The 15,845-nt window shown below is 64.6% G+C and carries 12 protein-coding genes and 3 pseudogenes; 11 read left to right on the forward strand and 4 right to left on the reverse strand.

All coding sequences use genetic code 11. The features are described from left to right. Position 1 precedes the first annotated feature (1 nt). Positions 2 to 1,342 (forward strand): APC family permease, encoded by a 1,341-nt coding sequence (locus tag ACQCS0_RS03320; RefSeq protein ID WP_354155326.1) that lies wholly within the window; start codon positions 2 to 4, stop codon positions 1,340 to 1,342. Positions 1,343 to 1,689: 347 nt separating this feature from the next. On the opposite strand, the gene ACQCS0_RS03325 is transcribed toward ACQCS0_RS03320, so the two are convergent. Continuing rightward, positions 1,690 to 2,553 carry an alpha/beta hydrolase gene (locus ACQCS0_RS03325; RefSeq protein ID WP_354155325.1) on the reverse strand — a complete coding sequence of 288 codons (864 nt, stop codon included), beginning with the start codon at positions 2,551 to 2,553 and terminating at the stop codon, positions 1,690 to 1,692. Positions 2,554 to 2,729: 176 nt separating this feature from the next. Then, a pseudogene (locus tag ACQCS0_RS03330) lies at positions 2,730 to 3,058 on the reverse strand (ATP-binding cassette domain-containing protein); the annotation flags it as partial. Between the two features lie 350 nt (positions 3,059 to 3,408). Here ACQCS0_RS03330 and ACQCS0_RS03335 point away from each other — a divergent pair. The 5 genes and pseudogenes from ACQCS0_RS03335 to ACQCS0_RS03355 all read left to right on the forward strand — a co-directional run bounded on the left by ACQCS0_RS03335 (position 3,409) and on the right by ACQCS0_RS03355 (position 7,687). Further along, the gene (locus ACQCS0_RS03335) at positions 3,409 to 4,827 is read left to right on the forward strand and encodes a hypothetical protein (protein ID WP_354155324.1); all 1,419 of its coding nucleotides are present in this window, start codon (positions 3,409 to 3,411) and stop codon (positions 4,825 to 4,827) included. Beyond that, on the forward strand, positions 4,824 to 6,218 hold the full coding sequence (locus tag ACQCS0_RS03340; RefSeq protein WP_354155323.1) for a potassium transporter TrkG: 1,395 nt from the start codon (positions 4,824 to 4,826) through the stop codon (positions 6,216 to 6,218). The genes ACQCS0_RS03335 and ACQCS0_RS03340 overlap by 4 nt, the downstream gene beginning before the upstream one ends. Before the next feature lie 279 nt (positions 6,219 to 6,497). Beyond that, a pseudogene (locus ACQCS0_RS03345) lies at positions 6,498 to 6,638 on the forward strand (transposase domain-containing protein); the annotation flags it as partial. A 415-nt stretch (positions 6,639 to 7,053) separates the two neighbouring features. After that, positions 7,054 to 7,434 (forward strand): transposase, encoded by a 381-nt coding sequence (locus tag ACQCS0_RS03350; protein WP_354155432.1) that lies wholly within the window; start codon positions 7,054 to 7,056, stop codon positions 7,432 to 7,434. Positions 7,435 to 7,495: 61 nt separating this feature from the next. Further along, positions 7,496 to 7,687 (forward strand): hypothetical protein, encoded by a 192-nt coding sequence (locus tag ACQCS0_RS03355; RefSeq protein ID WP_354224749.1) that lies wholly within the window; start codon positions 7,496 to 7,498, stop codon positions 7,685 to 7,687. Positions 7,688 to 7,733: 46 nt separating this feature from the next. Here ACQCS0_RS03355 and ACQCS0_RS03360 read toward each other — a convergent pair whose 3' ends face one another. Further along, positions 7,734 to 7,913 carry a hypothetical protein gene (locus tag ACQCS0_RS03360; protein WP_354155322.1) on the reverse strand — a complete coding sequence of 60 codons (180 nt, stop codon included), beginning with the start codon at positions 7,911 to 7,913 and terminating at the stop codon, positions 7,734 to 7,736. A 397-nt stretch (positions 7,914 to 8,310) separates the two neighbouring features. Between ACQCS0_RS03360 and ACQCS0_RS03365 the strand changes: the two are divergent. The 5 genes and pseudogenes from ACQCS0_RS03365 to ACQCS0_RS03385 form a co-directional block, all read left to right on the forward strand. Next, a pseudogene (locus tag ACQCS0_RS03365) lies at positions 8,311 to 9,299 on the forward strand (glycoside-pentoside-hexuronide (GPH):cation symporter); the annotation flags it as partial. A 249-nt stretch (positions 9,300 to 9,548) separates the two neighbouring features. Continuing rightward, positions 9,549 to 10,778 carry a D-mannonate dehydratase ManD gene (manD, locus tag ACQCS0_RS03370; RefSeq protein ID WP_354155431.1) on the forward strand — a complete coding sequence of 410 codons (1,230 nt, stop codon included), beginning with the start codon at positions 9,549 to 9,551 and terminating at the stop codon, positions 10,776 to 10,778. Positions 10,779 to 10,831: 53 nt separating this feature from the next. Beyond that, positions 10,832 to 13,120 (forward strand): gluconokinase, GntK/IdnK-type, encoded by a 2,289-nt coding sequence (locus tag ACQCS0_RS03375; protein ID WP_354155430.1) that lies wholly within the window; start codon positions 10,832 to 10,834, stop codon positions 13,118 to 13,120. Positions 13,121 to 13,260: 140 nt separating this feature from the next. Next, on the forward strand, positions 13,261 to 13,842 hold the full coding sequence (gene pyrE / locus ACQCS0_RS03380; RefSeq protein WP_193340778.1) for an orotate phosphoribosyltransferase: 582 nt from the start codon (positions 13,261 to 13,263) through the stop codon (positions 13,840 to 13,842). Between the two features lie 130 nt (positions 13,843 to 13,972). Further along, the gene (locus ACQCS0_RS03385) at positions 13,973 to 15,013 is read left to right on the forward strand and encodes an alpha/beta fold hydrolase (protein WP_354155321.1); all 1,041 of its coding nucleotides are present in this window, start codon (positions 13,973 to 13,975) and stop codon (positions 15,011 to 15,013) included. Here the strand turns inward: ACQCS0_RS03385 and ACQCS0_RS03390 are convergent. Beyond that, entirely contained in the window at positions 15,010 to 15,840 is an 831-nt protein-coding gene (locus ACQCS0_RS03390; RefSeq protein ID WP_354155320.1) for an HAD-IIA family hydrolase, read from the reverse strand. The genes ACQCS0_RS03385 and ACQCS0_RS03390 overlap by 4 nt on opposite strands. Between the last annotated feature and the right edge of the window lie 5 nt (positions 15,841 to 15,845).

The following is a 15,845-nucleotide window of genomic DNA, read 5'->3' on the forward strand; positions in this document are numbered from 1 at the left end:
CATGAATTCGGGACCTCCGACACCGAAGGCGGCGTTCCATCCCCGGACGGCCGCGCACCGCGACAAGGGACTGGGTAAGCTCCGCTTGCGTGATGCGGTGGCGATGGCCGTCGGAGGCATGATCGGCGGGGGCATCTTCAGCGTCCTGGGTGTGACTGTCGCCCTGGCCGGACACCTCGCCGTCGGGAGCTTCATCATCGGAGGCGCCATTGCCATGGTGACCGCGCATTCCTTCGCGGCACTCTCGGCCCGGGCCGGACGTTCCGGCGGCCTCTTCCTCTACCTGCACAATGCCGGATACCCACGTAGCGGCTCCTACATCTCCTGGCTGCTCATGTTCGGGTATCTGATCGCTTTAGCGGTGTATGGCTACACCTTCGGACACTACGCCGCACATGCGTTTGGTCTGCCGGCGGAGTTCGCGAACGGTTTCGCGGTCCTGATCTTGATCGTGTTTCTGGGGATCAACCTGCGCGGGGTCGGCGCTTCGGCGCTCTCGGAGGACCTCGTGGTCCTGATCAAGGTCGCCGTTCTTGCCCTGATCTCCGCCCTCGGGTTCGCGCACTTCTCCCCGGAAAGGCTTACCCCGTTAGATGACATGGGCCTGGCCGGTGTCATAGTGGCATCAGCATCCATCTTCGTCGCCTACGAAGGGTTCGAGCTGCTCTCCTACGACTACGATGACCTCGCGAGGCCGCGCTGGACGCTGCCGCGGGCCCTCTACCTCTCAGTGGCGATCGTAACCCTGGTCTACGTCATCGTGACGATCGGCTCTCAAATGCTGGTCAGCGACAGCGTCATCGTTGCCCAAAAAGAAGTGGCATTCGCAGCGGCCGGGCAGGCGGCCCTGGGTGCGGCGGGATACTGGATCGCAAGCCTCGGCGCGCTCCTGGCCGCGAGTTCCGCCATCAACGCAACCTTGTTCTCGACGGCCCGCCAGATGCACGAGATCGCCCTGGCGAAGGAGCTGCCGTCCGTGTTCACAAAGACCCGGGCCGGGCTGCCCGTCACCCCGCTCGTGTTCCTGGCCGTGTTCGGCGCCGCCTTCGCCATGCTGCCGGACATTACTGCGCTCCTGACCTTTGGATCGGCAGTGTTCCTGACCGTTTTCGGAGCCACGAACCTGCTCGCGGCCCGGGTCCTGCCGGGCTTCTGGTCCCGGCTCGTCAGCAGCGCCGGGTTTCTGGCCTGTCTCGGCGCCCTGCTCGTCCTGGTGATCCAACTCATCCTCCACGACTTGGCCACCTTACTGCTCATAGGAGTATCCCTAACGTCCGTCTCAGCACTGCGGCTTGTCTTTGTCTGGCACCAGAGACGTGACACGGCAAGCGGTGCAGTCTGAACCAAATCCAACACCCGGCCGTGGCCCTGCGTGTCAGGGCAGAAGTGACACGTGGGGCATTGAGCACCCTTCACACAGGGCACCACCAATTACAGGCAGGACCGCGTACTCCATGACCCTCAGCGTGCGAGTGCCGGCACAGGGCCTTGCACCGCCGGCGCACTGGACCTGGTCGACCACCTGCAGGGCCGCTTTGACGACCCTGAAGCCGCATCCCTCTTGGGGTCCAACCGTGTCCGCTGACCGAATCACCGGTACGGGCATCTTTCCCCGTCTCGTCCAGGTCCTGCCGGCCATCTTCGCGATTCTGGCCGACACCATGTGCGCCCACTTCTGAGACAGTAGGACTAAGAGTCCAAAAAGGCACTGACGGCTGCTTGGGCTTCTGCGTGCGTTGGTCCCAGCCAGAACAGGTGACTGGGCGCGTCCAGTTCGACGAGCACGGCCCCGGGGATCGTACGCGCGTAGTCCGCTGCGTGGGCGAAAGCGACGCCCGCGTCATGGCGTGATCCGGTCACCAATGTCGGACAGGCCGTTCGGGTTTGAACTAACCGGCGGTATGAAGAACGATCCCGCCGGGCTTGCTGCAGATCGTTGACGAACCCGCTGCCGGAACGCATCGTCTGGAACAGCCCCCGTGCCCGCCGTTTGTCCTCCGCGGACCACGTATGCCACCACTCATTGACCGGCCGCGTCGACAATGCACCTACCAGCTGGCGCAGCCCGGCATCGGAACCGACCAAACGCGCCACCGCCGCCCAGATGAGGATCTCCAGGGACGGGGAGAAAACCAGCGGGCCAAACACCGATTCGATGCGGGTATCTGGATACGCCAGCGTCGAAGGGGCGCAGCTGTGCAGAACCAGTCGAGGCACCAATGCCGGCAGAGACCACGCCGCGTGAATGGCCTGCATGCCACCGAAGGAGACCCCAACCGCCCCGGCCGTCCCGTCAATACCCAGAGCCTGGCAGCACTCAGCCACGGCCGGGATAAACTCGGCCGCATTGAGGCGTCCCACGTCCGTGTTCCCGTAGCCAGGGCGTGAGAACGCCAGCACCCCGTGCCCTGCAGATGTGTAGAGGCTCCAACCGCAATCGCTGGACGCAGAGCAATGTCCGCCCGGGAAGAACAGCACAGCAGGCTTGTACCCGGGCGCGTACATGACTTCCACCGGACCCAGGCGTGTTTGGATCACACGAGTCTCGCTCACTGTCCAAGACTACGGCGAAGCTATCCCGTCACCCCGGTATCAGGTGACCATGAGCGAGACGAACTACTCCGACCTGGCTGTGTCAAGTCTTTTTGGCCCCGGCGGGACGGTCATGATTGGTCCCACTCGGATCGCACTCTGACGGTTGACCTTGGGCATCCACACGGCTAATGCTCGTCCGCGCCGCCGAGCAGGCCGGTGAGCAGATCGATGACCTTCCCGCCGGAAGGTACGTTCACAGACTGACATCCCCGGGAACGTAAGCAATGTCCCGGTGTGCTTTAACCGGGTCGGCCCAGGGGTCAAGGCCGAAGACACGGGCCGATCCGGAGGTGGGGGCGGATGAGCCCCAGCAGCACCATGGGGGTGGTGGATTTGCCTCCACCGTTGGGGCCGAGGAATCGGTGGACTTCACCGGCGGCTCCAGGCCGTCCAGTGCCCGGGTCCTGCCGAAATCCTTCACCAGCCGGGTCGTTTCAATCACCGGATGCGATGGTGCGTTCATGGTCTGCCCGTTCCTAAGGTCGTCATGTGAACGCCCGAAGCGGTCGCCAACGGCGTTCCGCAGTTTCCACCCGGGGGCCGACTTGGCTTCCCGGCTCTCCGGTCCACAGCATACAAGCGCCAAACCCCGCGAGGAAGGGCCGGACCGGGTTCCGACGTGTGCGCAGGGAACGGACATCCCCATGACGTGGGGGCAAGCACTCGGGGGCGTCAAGAAGTCTTTATGGCCAGCCTCCAAGCCCATGTATGACGGATATCCGGTGTTATAGTTCCGGGTGCGCTCCGTGCCGGGGCAACGGTGACATGCCCCGAAAAGGCAGACAATAGACAGCGGATGGAAAGGATTATCTGATGCCGTCAACTGACAGGACCTCCCCGCGTCACGGCCTCGCCGGGGCCCTTCGGTCCCGGACCGCCCTGTTGCTGGCGTTCTCGTTTGCGGTGATGGCCGACCCGGTCTCATCCGTGGCCTACGCTATCGAGGCGGCCCTCCGGGCGCTGGACGGCGACCTGGCGCTGCTGGTGCCCACGATGGTCCTCGTCGTCGGGATCATCGCCCTCGTGATCCTGAACTACCGGCAGCTGATCATCCGCTACCCGCAGGGAGGGGGTGCCGCCGCGGCCACCGGCGAAGCGTTCGGGGACCGGTGGTCCTTCATTCCCATCGGGGCACTGGTGGTTGACTTCGTCCTCACCATCGCCATCAGCGTCTCGGCCGGAGCGTCGGCGGCCATCGCTTACTTCCCTGCCCTGGCGCCATGGCGGCTGGTGCTTGCCCTGGGCCTGGTCGTCCTCGTCGGTGCCATCACGTGGTTCGGGCACCTGGGACGGCTGGTGTTCGCCGCAATGACGGTGGCGTTCATCCTCGTCGCCGCCATCGTCCTGCTCTACGGACTGGGAGCTACCCCGCAGCCGGTCGGGACTATCACCGCCGTTCCCGGGCACCCGCCGGTGCTCGCCGTGGTCCTGGCCTTTCCTGTCGCCATGGCCCTAGCCACAGGGGTTGAGGCCCCGTCCTCCGCGATCGCGCAGCTGGGGCAGCTGGACAACGCAGGGCGGAGCCGGTTCGGCCGGGTCACCCTCACCCTCACCCTCGCCATCGTCGGAACCATCACGCTCGGCCTGGCCGCAGAAGCAGCCCACCTGCAGGTGGGCATCCCTCCGGAAGACAGCACGCAGATCGCCGAGCTGGCACGGCTGGCCGCCCCGGAACCGGTTTTCGCGGCGTTCCAGCTCGTCACCGCTCTGCTGCTCCTCGCCGCGGCAAGCTCATCCTTCCAGGCAGGCCCGGGCCTGCTCAAGGCCCTCGCCCGGCGCACCAGCCCTCACGGTGAAACCATCGGCATACTCTCCCCGCGCCTGGGCCACACCAACATCCACCACACCCCCTACTGGGGTGTCGCCCTGTTCATCCTCCTCGCCGGAGCCATCACGGCCGCAGCTGGCGGGAACGACCAGGAACTCGTCCTGTTCTACGCCGTCTCAGTCTTCCTCAGCTTCCTAGCCGGCCTGATCTCCATGGCCGTGTTCTCCCACCAGGACCGCCGCCGCGGCTACCTCATCATGAACCTCGCAGGCGCTACCGTCGTCGCGTTCACCCTCATCGCCAACCTGTCCCGCGGCCTTCCCGTCGTCAGCCTCGCTGCCGCCCTGGCCATCGCTGCCATCCTCTACCGGGCCTGGTCCAAAGCCGGCCGCCCCCGCGGCATCCGCAACGTCGCAGCCGAAGCAGAAGCAGAACCCCAGCCTCTGGAAGGCGGTGCGGCATGACCGAGCGCCGGTTAGTTCACCGGAATTTGCTGAAGAATGCCAAAGAAGGCGGGAGCCGGATCCGGGACGGGCTACTGCACCCCGTCCGGTCAGTACCGCTGGCGTTCCTGGCCGTCATCATCTTCGGCGCCGGGCTGCTGATGCTCGCGGTCTCACGCACCGGCACCGACGGCGACATCGTGATCACCGCGTTCTTCACCGCCGTCTCGGCTGTCTGCGTCACCGGCCTGGTCACCGTGGACACCGCCACGTTCTGGACCCCGTTCGGCCAGGCAGTGATCCTCGGACTCATCCAGGTCGGAGGATTCGGCATCATGACCCTGGCGACCTTGTTGGCCCTGCTCGTGCGCAAGAGCATCGGCCTGCGCGGCCAGCTCGTGGCACAGTCCGAAACCCACACACTGAACTTCGGCGACGTCAGGTCAGTGCTGTTCCGCGTAGCGAGAATCATGGCAGCCTTCGAAACAGCCACCGCGCTGCTCCTGGCCGCCCGCTTCTGGGTCGCCTACGACGACAACCCCGCGACGGCCCTCTGGCACGGGACCTTCCACGCCGTCTCCGCGTTCAACAACGCCGGCTTCGGGCTCTACAGTGACAACCTCATCAGCTTCGCCGAAGACCCATGGATCATCATCCCGATCTGCGGTGCAGTGATCGCCGGAGGCCTCGGATTCCCCGTGATCATCCAGCTCTTCAACCGCGACACCAGAATCAAAAACTGGAGCATCCACCTCCGCCTGACCATCTACGGCACCCTCCTCCTGCTCACCGCAGGTATCTCGCTGTTCGCCGCGTTTGAGTGGAACCGCCCCGAAACCCTCGGCCCGCTGAGCCTGGGTGGGAAACTCGTCGCGTCTCTGGCCGGCGGCGTCTTCCCACGCACTGCAGGGTTCAATAGCATCGACTACGGCGCCGCGTCACCGGAAACCTTAATGGTCACCAACGTCCTGATGTTCATCGGCGGCGGCAGCGCCGGCACCGCCGGCGGCATCAAGATCACCACATTTCTGGTCCTGGCCTTCGCGATCTGGAACGAAATCCGCGGCCGCGGCCAAGTCACCATCGGGCACCGCTCCATCAGCTCCTCCTCACAGCGCCAGGCCCTGACCGTCGCTCTGCTCGGCGTCGCAGCAGTCATCACCGGCACCCTGCTTCTCCTCATGCTCACCGACTACAGCCTGGAAAAAGTTCTGTTCGAATCCATCTCAGCCTTCGCTACCGTAGGACTGAGCACCGGCATCACCTACAACCTTCCGCCTGGCGCTCGATGGGTGCTGATGGCCCTCATGTTCACCGGCCGCATCGGGACCATCACCGTCGCTTCCGCCCTCGCCCTCTCGTCCCGGCCCAGGCTTTACCAGCTGCCCGAGGAACGACCCATCATCGGCTGACGCTGCCGCCGCACCAACATTCGGTGTCCACATCAATTCAAATCCCTCCGTGGGCGTGCCAGGCTGTGAAGGATCCCTGGCCGGCGCCCACCCACATGAAGTCTGGCGCTGGGAGTACGCCAACTATTTTTTGCCCCGTTAGGACCAATGCCGTTCGGTTAGCGGCCTGGGTCTGGTGTCAAGGCTGTGTGAGATCGGCGTGTCACCGGGTTAAGAAGGCGTGGCTCCTGCTTGAGTAGTTCGGTCCTCCAAGACTGATCTACCCATACGGGAGCCACGATGTTCGATTCTGCCATTAATCATGCTCCGGGGGTCTTCGCGCCGGGGCCTTTGGGAGAGCTGACCCGTGTCGTTCCGTTCGATATGGTCGATGCCGCGCTTGAGGCCGCTGGCGGCAAGGAACGCAGGGTCCGGCGACTGCCCGCACGGTTGGGGACGAGGCTGCCGGCCCCGGTGCAGAGCCCGTCGGCCTCGGCGCTGAGCGAAGCGATGCACCGCGTGGGAACGGCCCCGGTGCGCGAGTTGTTCTCCCTGGTAAAAGGACCGGCGGTGACCGGTGCCCAGCACACGACCCGGTTTGCGGGCCGGTTGGTCGTGGCGATCGATGGCACCCAGCTGGCGGTGGCCGATACCGAGGCCAACCGGTCACGTTATACCAAACCCCGCAGTGGCCCCAAAGGCGAAGCCGGGTACCCGATGATCAGGTTGGTCGCGATCCTCACCGCCGGAACCCGTTCGGTCATCGAGGCCGCCTTCGGTACCGATGCCGTGGGAGAGCTGACCTACGCCCGCCAGGTGATCTCGGCCATGCAATCGGGCATGGTGCTGCTCGGGGATCAAAAACTTCGCCACCTACGCCTTCTGCCGCGAGGTGACCGAAACCGGTGCGGACTTCCTTTTCCGTGCCAAGACCGGGGCCAAATCCATGCAACTGCCGGTCCTGCGGCTGCTTCCCGATGGTTCGTATCTCTCCAACGCCGCAGGGCTACCGATCAGGGTCATCGACGCGGTCCTGACCAGCACGACCGAGGCCAAGACCCTGACCGCCGAATACCGGCTGGTCACCACGCTGCTGGATCCCCGCCAGGCTCCAGCATTGGGACTGATGAGCCTCTACCATGAGCGCTGGGAGATCGAAACAGCGTACTGCGAGCTGAAATCACGCATCTTGGGCGGCCGGGTTCTGCGCGGTCGGCACCCGGGCGCGGTCATCTAGGAAGTCTGGGCGCGCCGCCCGCGACCAGGTCGTCCAGGCCCGCGGGATCCTGGCCGAAGTCGTGATCGACCTGGGCGGACGCATCGGGGCCGCGGTGCTGGCCGAACTGATGCCGGCCCGCCGCATCCGCACCCGGCCTCGGGTGGTCAAACGCGCGATTTCCAAGTATGGGGCCAAGGAACGGGATATCGACAGCCGCACGTACCCCGCGACACTCAGCACGAGGATCTTGACACCCGACCCCGGCCCCTAACCGAACGGCATTGCCGTTAGGACGGCTATATCCGGCCCCGTCCGGGTCAGGGTTTCCTCCGCGGCCTGACCAGACGCAGGATCATCCCTGCTACGAACATGAGGACGCCGAGCATCACGGATAGCGGCGGGAGGGTGGCGACCAGGTAGAACATGAGCACCCCGAACGAGGAAAATCCGATCGCGCCTAGCAGGTCGGCAACGGAGATGATCGTGCAGAACACCACGGCCCGGGCTCCAAGGCCGCAACCGCTGCCCCTGCCCGGACTACGGGGCCGGCGTCGCGTGACGCGTCGAAGAACTTCGGTTCCCGGAAGGCGACGCCGCGCTGGATCAGTAAGTGAGTGGCTGCTTCGTCTTCGTTGGTCCATCGGTGAGTTCGACGATGCCGCTCCAGCGGCCAAGCTCGGCGTACAGCTCGGCCAAGGTTTTGTGAAGCTTCAACAGAGATTTGTGGCAACCGCTTGCCATTTTATTGCCACGTGACTAGGGTTACAGACAACAAGAAACACGCGGCGGTAAGGGTAAGGGAGCCCACAACTCATGAAAAAGCTAAACAAGCTCAGCATCATCGGCTATGGCGCCGGCGATGCAGCCAACAACCTCGCGTTCACCACCGCCACCATGTTCCTGCTTGTGTACTACACGGACGTTGCCGGTATCTCTGCCGCAGCCGCTGGAACCCTGTTGCTGGTAGTCAGGCTCTTCGACGCCTTCGCCGACGTCTTCGCCGGCCGGCTCGTAGACCGGACCTACAGCAAGCGCTTCGGTAAGTTCCGTCCCTTCATCATGTTCGGCTCCCGTCCGCTGCTCCTGCTGAGCATGGCAACCTTCTCCATTCCGCAGCTGGGCGAATCCGGCACACTGCTGTACGCCTATGTCACCTACGCAGCCCTCGGCCTGGCCTACAGCCTCGTGAACATTCCGTACGGCTCACTGGCCGGCGCCATGACGCAGGACCCGGGAGAGCGCGCAAAACTGGGCTCGGCCCGCATGATCGGCGCCCTGCTGGTGAGTTCTTCCCTGGGTATCTTCGTCGCCCCGCTGATCAAACCCGGCGCCGACCTTCAGTCGACGTTCGCCACCATCACCCTGGTCTTCGCGGTCTTCGGAGCGGCGTTGTACTTCTTTACTGCATTGACCGCCAAGGAACGCGTGCACCGCGCCGTCCCCAAGGTGACGTTCAAGCAGAGCGTGGACACGCTCAAAGGCAACAAGCCCCTCCTGATGCTGTGCCTGAGCTCCTTCTTCTTCCTCTCCCTGACCTCCGTGCAGCTGTATTACCTGCGCGACGCCCTGGGCCGCCTGGACCTTTACCCGGTGCTGTTCATCATCCAGCTCGCGCTCACCTTCTTCCTGTCCACCTTTATGCCCAAGCTGGTCCGTAACGTCGGCAAGAAGAGCGTCTGCATCTACTCCTCGCTGGTCACTGTTTTCGGCGGTGCGGTGTCCGCACTCAGGGAATCACCTACGCGCTGTTCTCCTTCACCCGCAAGTGCGGCCAGGCTGTGGGCGGCGCCCTGGCGGCATACGCCCTGGCGCTGGGCGGCTACAAGTCCGGAGCGGTCCAGTCCGTGGACGCCCTGTTCGGCATCCAGGTCGCCGCGGGCGCAATCCCGGCCGTGCTGACTATCCTTGCCGTATCAGTAATGTCCAAGTACACACTGACCGACGCCAAGTACGGAGATCCTATCCAGGAACGCCGGACCAAAACTGTGGGCGCCGCCGAAGCCGCTGATACCAGCACCACCGCTGACGCCAGGACCACTACTGAAACAGGTTTGCCGGTTGGCGCCGGCACAACTGCCGGCCACTATCTTCCAGCACCACCATCTGACCAGAAGTCCCCGAAAGGATCTGCCGTGAAAATCATTGCCGCTGAAGTCTTCGTGACAAGCCCGTCACGTAACTTCGTGACCCTGCGCATCACTACGGACGACGGGGTCACCGGGATCGGTGATGCCACCCTGAATGGCCGTGAACTGGCTGTTGCCGCATACCTTAAAGAGCACGTGGCCCAGCTGCTGATCGGCAAGGATCCGCACAAGATCGAGGACACCTGGCAGTTCCTGTACCGCAGCTCCTACTGGCGCCGCGGGCCGGTCACCATGGCAGCCATCGCCGCCGTGGACATGGCCCTGTGGGACATCAAGGGCAAGATGGCGAACATGCCGGTCTACCAGCTCCTGGGGGGTGCCTCACGCAGCGGCCTGCGCGCCTACGGCCACGCTTCCGGCGCGGACATCGAGTCGCTGTTCGATTCCGTCCGTGAGCACCTGGAACTGGGCTACAAGTCCATCCGCATCCAGACAGCTGTCCCCGGCATCAAGGCCGTCTACGGTGTGGCCGCCCAGGCCCAGGCATCGGGCGAACGCTACGACTACGAACCCGCCGGCCGCGGCGCGTTCCCGCAGGAAGAGGACTGGGACACCCGCGCCTACCTGCGCCACCTGCCCACCGTTTTCGAAGCCGTGCGCAACGAGTTCGGCCCCGAAATCCCGCTGCTGCACGACGGCCACCACCGAATGACGCCCATCCAGGCCGCCAAGCTCGGCAAGGCCCTGGAACCGTACGACCTCTTCTGGCTCGAAGACTGCACCCCGGCCGAAAACCAGGAGGGCCTGCGCCTGGTCCGCCAGCACACCACCACCCCGCTGGCCATCGGTGAAATCTTCAACACCGTGTGGGACTACCAGACCCTGATCAAGGAACAGCTGATCGACTACGTGCGCGCAGCCTCCACCCACTTCGGCGGCATTTCCCCGCTGAAGAAGGTCATGGATTTCGCCGCCCAGTATCAGATCAAGTCCGGCTTCCACGGGCCCACGGACATTTCCCCGGTGGGCTTCGCGGCCCAGCTGCACGTGGGCCTGGCCATCCACAACTATGGCATCCAGGAATACATGCAGCACTCGGATAAGACCAACGAGGTCTTCGAGCAGTCCATGACCTTCAAGGACGGGTACCTGCACCCGGGCGACAAGCCCGGCATCGGCGTCGAATTCAACGAGGAAGCCGCAGCGGCGTACCCGTACCAGCAGGCCTACCTGCCGTACAACCGCCTGGTGGACGGAACGGTGCACGACTGGTGACCGCCACGACATCCCCTTCCACCGCGGGAGCCACCGGTCCCCGCGTCATCGTTATGGGCGTCTCCGGCTGCGGCAAGACCACCATCGGTGACCTGGTGGCCCGCGAGCTGGGCGTTCAGTTCCTCGACGGCGATTCCCTCCACCCGGTGGAGAACGTCGCCAAGATGGCAGCGGGTACTCCGCTGACCGACGAGGACCGCCGGCCGTGGCTCGCCACGGTGGGCTCCGAATTGGCTGCTGCCAAAGGTGGCCTGGTCCTGGCCTGCTCGGCTCTTCGCCGCAGCTACCGCGACGCCATCCGCGCCCAGGCGCCGGACACTGTGTTCCTGCACCTGCACGGCAGCAAAGACGTCCTCAGGGCACGGACCGAAGGCCGCTCCGGGCACTTCATGCCGCCCGCGCTGCTGGAATCCCAGCTGGCCACCCTCGAAGCGCTGGAAGCCGATGAGGCCGGCATTGTGGTGGATATCGCTGGTCCAGTGGACCAGGTCGTGGCGGACGCGTTGGCGGGCATCGCAGCTGCGGTGACTGCCGCCGTCGGAAGCTTCCCCCACGGTCACGGAACTGCCGCAGCCGGTGTCGCTGGCACCCCGGGGCGCCAGTTCGACGTCGACCTCCAGGCCGCGCCGTTCAACCTCGACGACGCAGCGGTCACCTGGGTGAACACCACCCTGGAATCGATGTCGCTTGAGGAAAAGATCGGGCAGCTGTTCATCAACCACAACAACGATTACTCCCCGGAGTACCTCGATGGTGTGCTGGAGAACTTCCATGTGGGCGGCATGCGTTACCGGCCAGGCCCGTCCGCTGCCGTGCAGGAACACATCCGGCACGCGCAGTCGAAGTCCAAGGTGCCGCTGCTGGTGGCGTCCAACCCGGAAATGGGTGGTGCAGGCAGCTGCGACGACGGCACATTCGTGTCCACGCACCTGCAGGCAGGTTCGCACCCGGACAAGTCCATCGCACGCCGGATGGGGCAGGTTGCCGGCGTGGAAACCGCGGCCCTGGGCTGCAACTGGGCCTTCGCGCCGATCGTGGACATCCACTACAACTGGCGGAACACGGTGATCTCCACCCGGGCCTTCGGCAACACGCCGGAGATCGTGGTGGAACGGGCCAAGGAGTACTTCGACGGGATCAGTGAATCACCCACTGCCTGTGCCATGAAGCACTTCCCCGGCGACGGCATGGACGAGCGCGACCAGCACGTGGTCACGTCCTACAACACCCTCGGCTATGACGAGTGGAACAAGACGTACGGCCACGTGTACCGCGAGATGATCGGGCACGGCGTGCAGTCCATCATGATCGGGCACATCGGCGCGCCGGAGCTGTCCCGGCACTTCCGCCCGGGCCTGGCGGACAAGGACATCCTGCCCGCAACCCTGGCTCCGGAGCTACTCCAAGACCTGCTGCGTGGCGAGCTCGGCTTCAACGGGCTCATCCTCACGGACGCCTCGCAGATGATCGGCCTGACCCAGGCACTGAAGCGCAAGGACCTGGTTCCAGCGACCATTGCCGCCGGCTGCGACATGTTCCTGTTCTTCCGCAACGCCGACGAAGACTTCCGATACATGCTGGATGGCTACAAGTCCGGCGTTATCACCGAGCAGCGCCTGCATGACGCCCTGCGCCGCATCCTGGCTCTCAAGGCCTCCTTAGGGCTGCACCTCACGGCACGCAACGAACTGGTTCCTCCGGTGGAAGCCCTGGCGAAGATCGGCAGCGCGGCGCACCGTGCCGTCGCCGCGGAGATCGCGGACAAGACAGTCACCCTGGTCAAGGACACCGCGAAAAACCTGCCCATCCGGCCGGAGACGCACAAGCGGATCCGCCTGTACGGCATCTCCGGCGGCCCGGACTTCACTCTGGCGGACCCGCTGGCCTACCTGGACACGGTCAAGGTCGAGCTGGAAAAAGCCGGCTTCGAGGTGCACGTGTTCAAGACTGCCGATCAGCGCAAGGCGGCGGGGGAGACGGGCGTCAACTTTATGTCCATCATCTCCGAGGAGGCCACCGGCGAATACGCGGACAAGTATGACGCGGCGTTTGTCGTCGCGAACGTCAAGGGCTTCGCCCAGGAAGCGGCGATCCGGATCAAGTGGTCCACCCCGATGGCCGCGGAAATCCCGTGGTACGTCACCGAGGTGCCCACAGTGTTTGTGTCGCTGAACCAGCCCAACCACCTCATCGACGTGCCGATGGTCAAGACCGCCATCCATGCGCATGCGGGAACCGTGGAGGCTATCCGGGCCACCATCGAGAAGATCATGGGCAAGTCCGGGTTCCAGGGGACGTTCAACGAAAATGTCTTCTGCGATTCCTTCGACACACGGCTCTAGGGTTTATCGCTGCGGTCTTAGACTGACGACTCGCAGATGGAATGGCGCTACGCGGATACGCGTAGCGCCATTCCATTTCTGCGTCATGGGGCCATTTCCGCAGCGCGGATCTCCCGTAGGCAGCCAGTAAACTGGAAACCATGACTGCCACCCCTGATGCTGCTTCCAACACCGCTGCCCGTGCCCGCCTGCTGGAACTGATCAAGGAACTTGCCGTGGTCCGCGGCAAGGTGATCCTCTCCAGCGGTGCCGAGGCCGACTACTACATCGACCTGCGCCGCATCACGCTGCACCATGAGGCCTCCAAGCTCGTGGGCCAGGTCATGCTGGCATTGACGGACGACGCCGGAATCGACTTTGAGTGCGCAGGTGGCCTGACGATGGGTGCTGACCCCGTGGGCACCGCTGTTATGCACTCCGCCGTGGACGCCGGCCGCACCGTGGACGCGTTTGTGGTCCGCAAGGCCCAGAAGTCCTACGGCATGGGGCGCCAGGTTGAGGGTCCGTCGGTTGAGGGCCGCAAGGTCCTGGTGCTGGAGGACACGTCCACCACGGGCGGCTCCGCCCTAACCGCCGTCGAGGGTGTCCGGAAGGCCGGCGGCAACGTGGTTGCCGTGGCCGTCATCGTGGACCGGGACACTGGCTCCAAGGAAAGAATCGAAGCCGAGACCGGCGTGCCCTACCTGTTCGCCTTCGGCAAGGACGAGCTGGGCCTGTCCTAGTCCGGCCTCTCGCAGCCCTGCCACTCCTGGCGGGTTGGGCCCCTCCCAGCGGGTATGGCGGCCGCTCCCGGCCAGGGTTGCCCCCGGCCCGGGTTACAGCGGCGGCTTCCGCTGTGGCTACGGTAGATGTGTGTCGTACAGCGAGGAAACAGATCCGCAGGAACAGCTTGGCGCCCATCAAGCCCGGCTGCTTGCCAGTGCCGCCGTGCTCAAGCGGTTTTCGCGCCGCGGGTTCCTGGCTGGAACGGGTGCCTCGGCCCTGCTGGCAGCAGACATGCTGGTTACTCGCCGCATCCAGGCGGAACGGCGGGTCACCAGGATCCTGCAGGTCGCGGACGATTTCTCCGACGCCTATTACCCGAACGCCAGTTGGTTCCTCTTCCCCGGCTACAAGACCAGCTGGGAAGAGGCGCTCTGGATCCTGAACGTCATGCGTGGTGCCCTGAACAAGCGCGGCCAGCTCACCGCCGTCGGCTATTCCAACCAGGGATTGGACATTGATGAGGTGGTGATCGCCGTCATCGAGCATGTCCGGGCGAAAAAGCTCACCAAGCTTTTCTTCTACGGCCACAGCTTCGGCGGCATGGTGGCCACCCAGGTGGCCGCGCGGCTAAGGGAATTCCACGGCGTGGAGGTCGACTTCATCCTGTTGGATTCCAGCCCCTACAGCCGGAGCGACGTGCTGGATGAGAGCTGGTTCGACGGCGTGGTGTTCCTGTACGAGAGCGGCTTCCGGGTCCCGTCGGTGGTCCGCGGCAGCTACGAACTGGGGGAGCGCGTCATCCATAAGGACGAGCGGACCTGGCGGCAGATCCTGGACCAGACCATGGAGCAGTTGTCCCCGATCGCCCCGTCCAGTGTGCTCATCCAGTCCGAGTCGGCCTACATCTACCACTTCGATGGAAACCGGTTTGTGGACAAGCTCGGCGGCACGCGGATGGCGTATATCGGCAACCCGAAAGACCGCACGGTCCGCTACCATACGGCCATGGACGCGTGGTCGGCAGCGTTCCAACCCCAGATGGTCTCCACGGACCTGCAAACGGACGGTGCCCTGCCGGCGCACGCGAGCCCCGGCTGGAATCCGCTCATCTACCGGCCCATCGTGGAGCGGCTGATGGACGACTTTTTCCCGCTGCCCCGTGGCGGCTCGAAGGTGACGGTCTTCTAAATCTGGTTCTTCAGGTCGGCCACGGAGTTCAGCACCTGGTTGGGCCGGAACGGATAGGCGGCAATGTCTTCGCGCTGCGTAATCCCGGTGAGGACCAGCACCGTGTGCAGGCCTGCCTCCATGCCGGCAATGATGTCGGTGTCCATCCGGTCCCCGATCATCGCGGTGGTCTCGGAGTGCGCATCGATCTGGTTCATGGCGGACCGGAACATCATGGGATTCGGTTTGCCCACAATATACGGCTCCCGGCCGGTTGCCTTAGTGATGAGGGCCGCAATGGCCCCCGTCGCGGGCATGGGACCGTCCTTGGACGGGCCGGTGGCGTCCGGATTGGTGGCAATGAAGCGGGCTCCAGCCAGGATCAGCCGGATGGCCATGGTGATGGCCTCAAAGGAGTACGTCCGGGTTTCGCCGAGCACCACAAAGTCCGGGTCCTGGTCGGTGAGAATGAAGCCGGCCTCGTGCAGCGCCGTCGTCAGCCCTGCCTCGCCGATGGTGTAGGCGCGGTTCCCGGAGCCGGAACCCCGCACCTGGTCCTTCAGGAAGGTGGCGGTGGCCAGCGCGGACGTCCAGATGTTCTCCTCGGGGATCTCCAGCCCGGAGGCCCGGAGCCTGGCGGCCAGGTCGCGGGGCGTGAAGATCGAGTTGTTCGTCAGCACCAGGAACCGCTTGGACGTGTCCACCCAGCGCTGGATCAGTTCGGCGGCCCCTGGGACGGCCTGGTTTTCGTGGACGAGTACGCCGTCCATGTCTGTCAGCCAGCATTCGATCTCCTGGCCGTTGCGGTAAACCGCCGGTGAACCCTGTACCTGGTCTGCTTCTGCCACGTTTA

Source organism: Pseudarthrobacter sp. S6 (assembly GCF_050156575.1).
Taxonomy (GTDB): Bacteria; Actinomycetota; Actinomycetes; order Actinomycetales; family Micrococcaceae; genus Arthrobacter.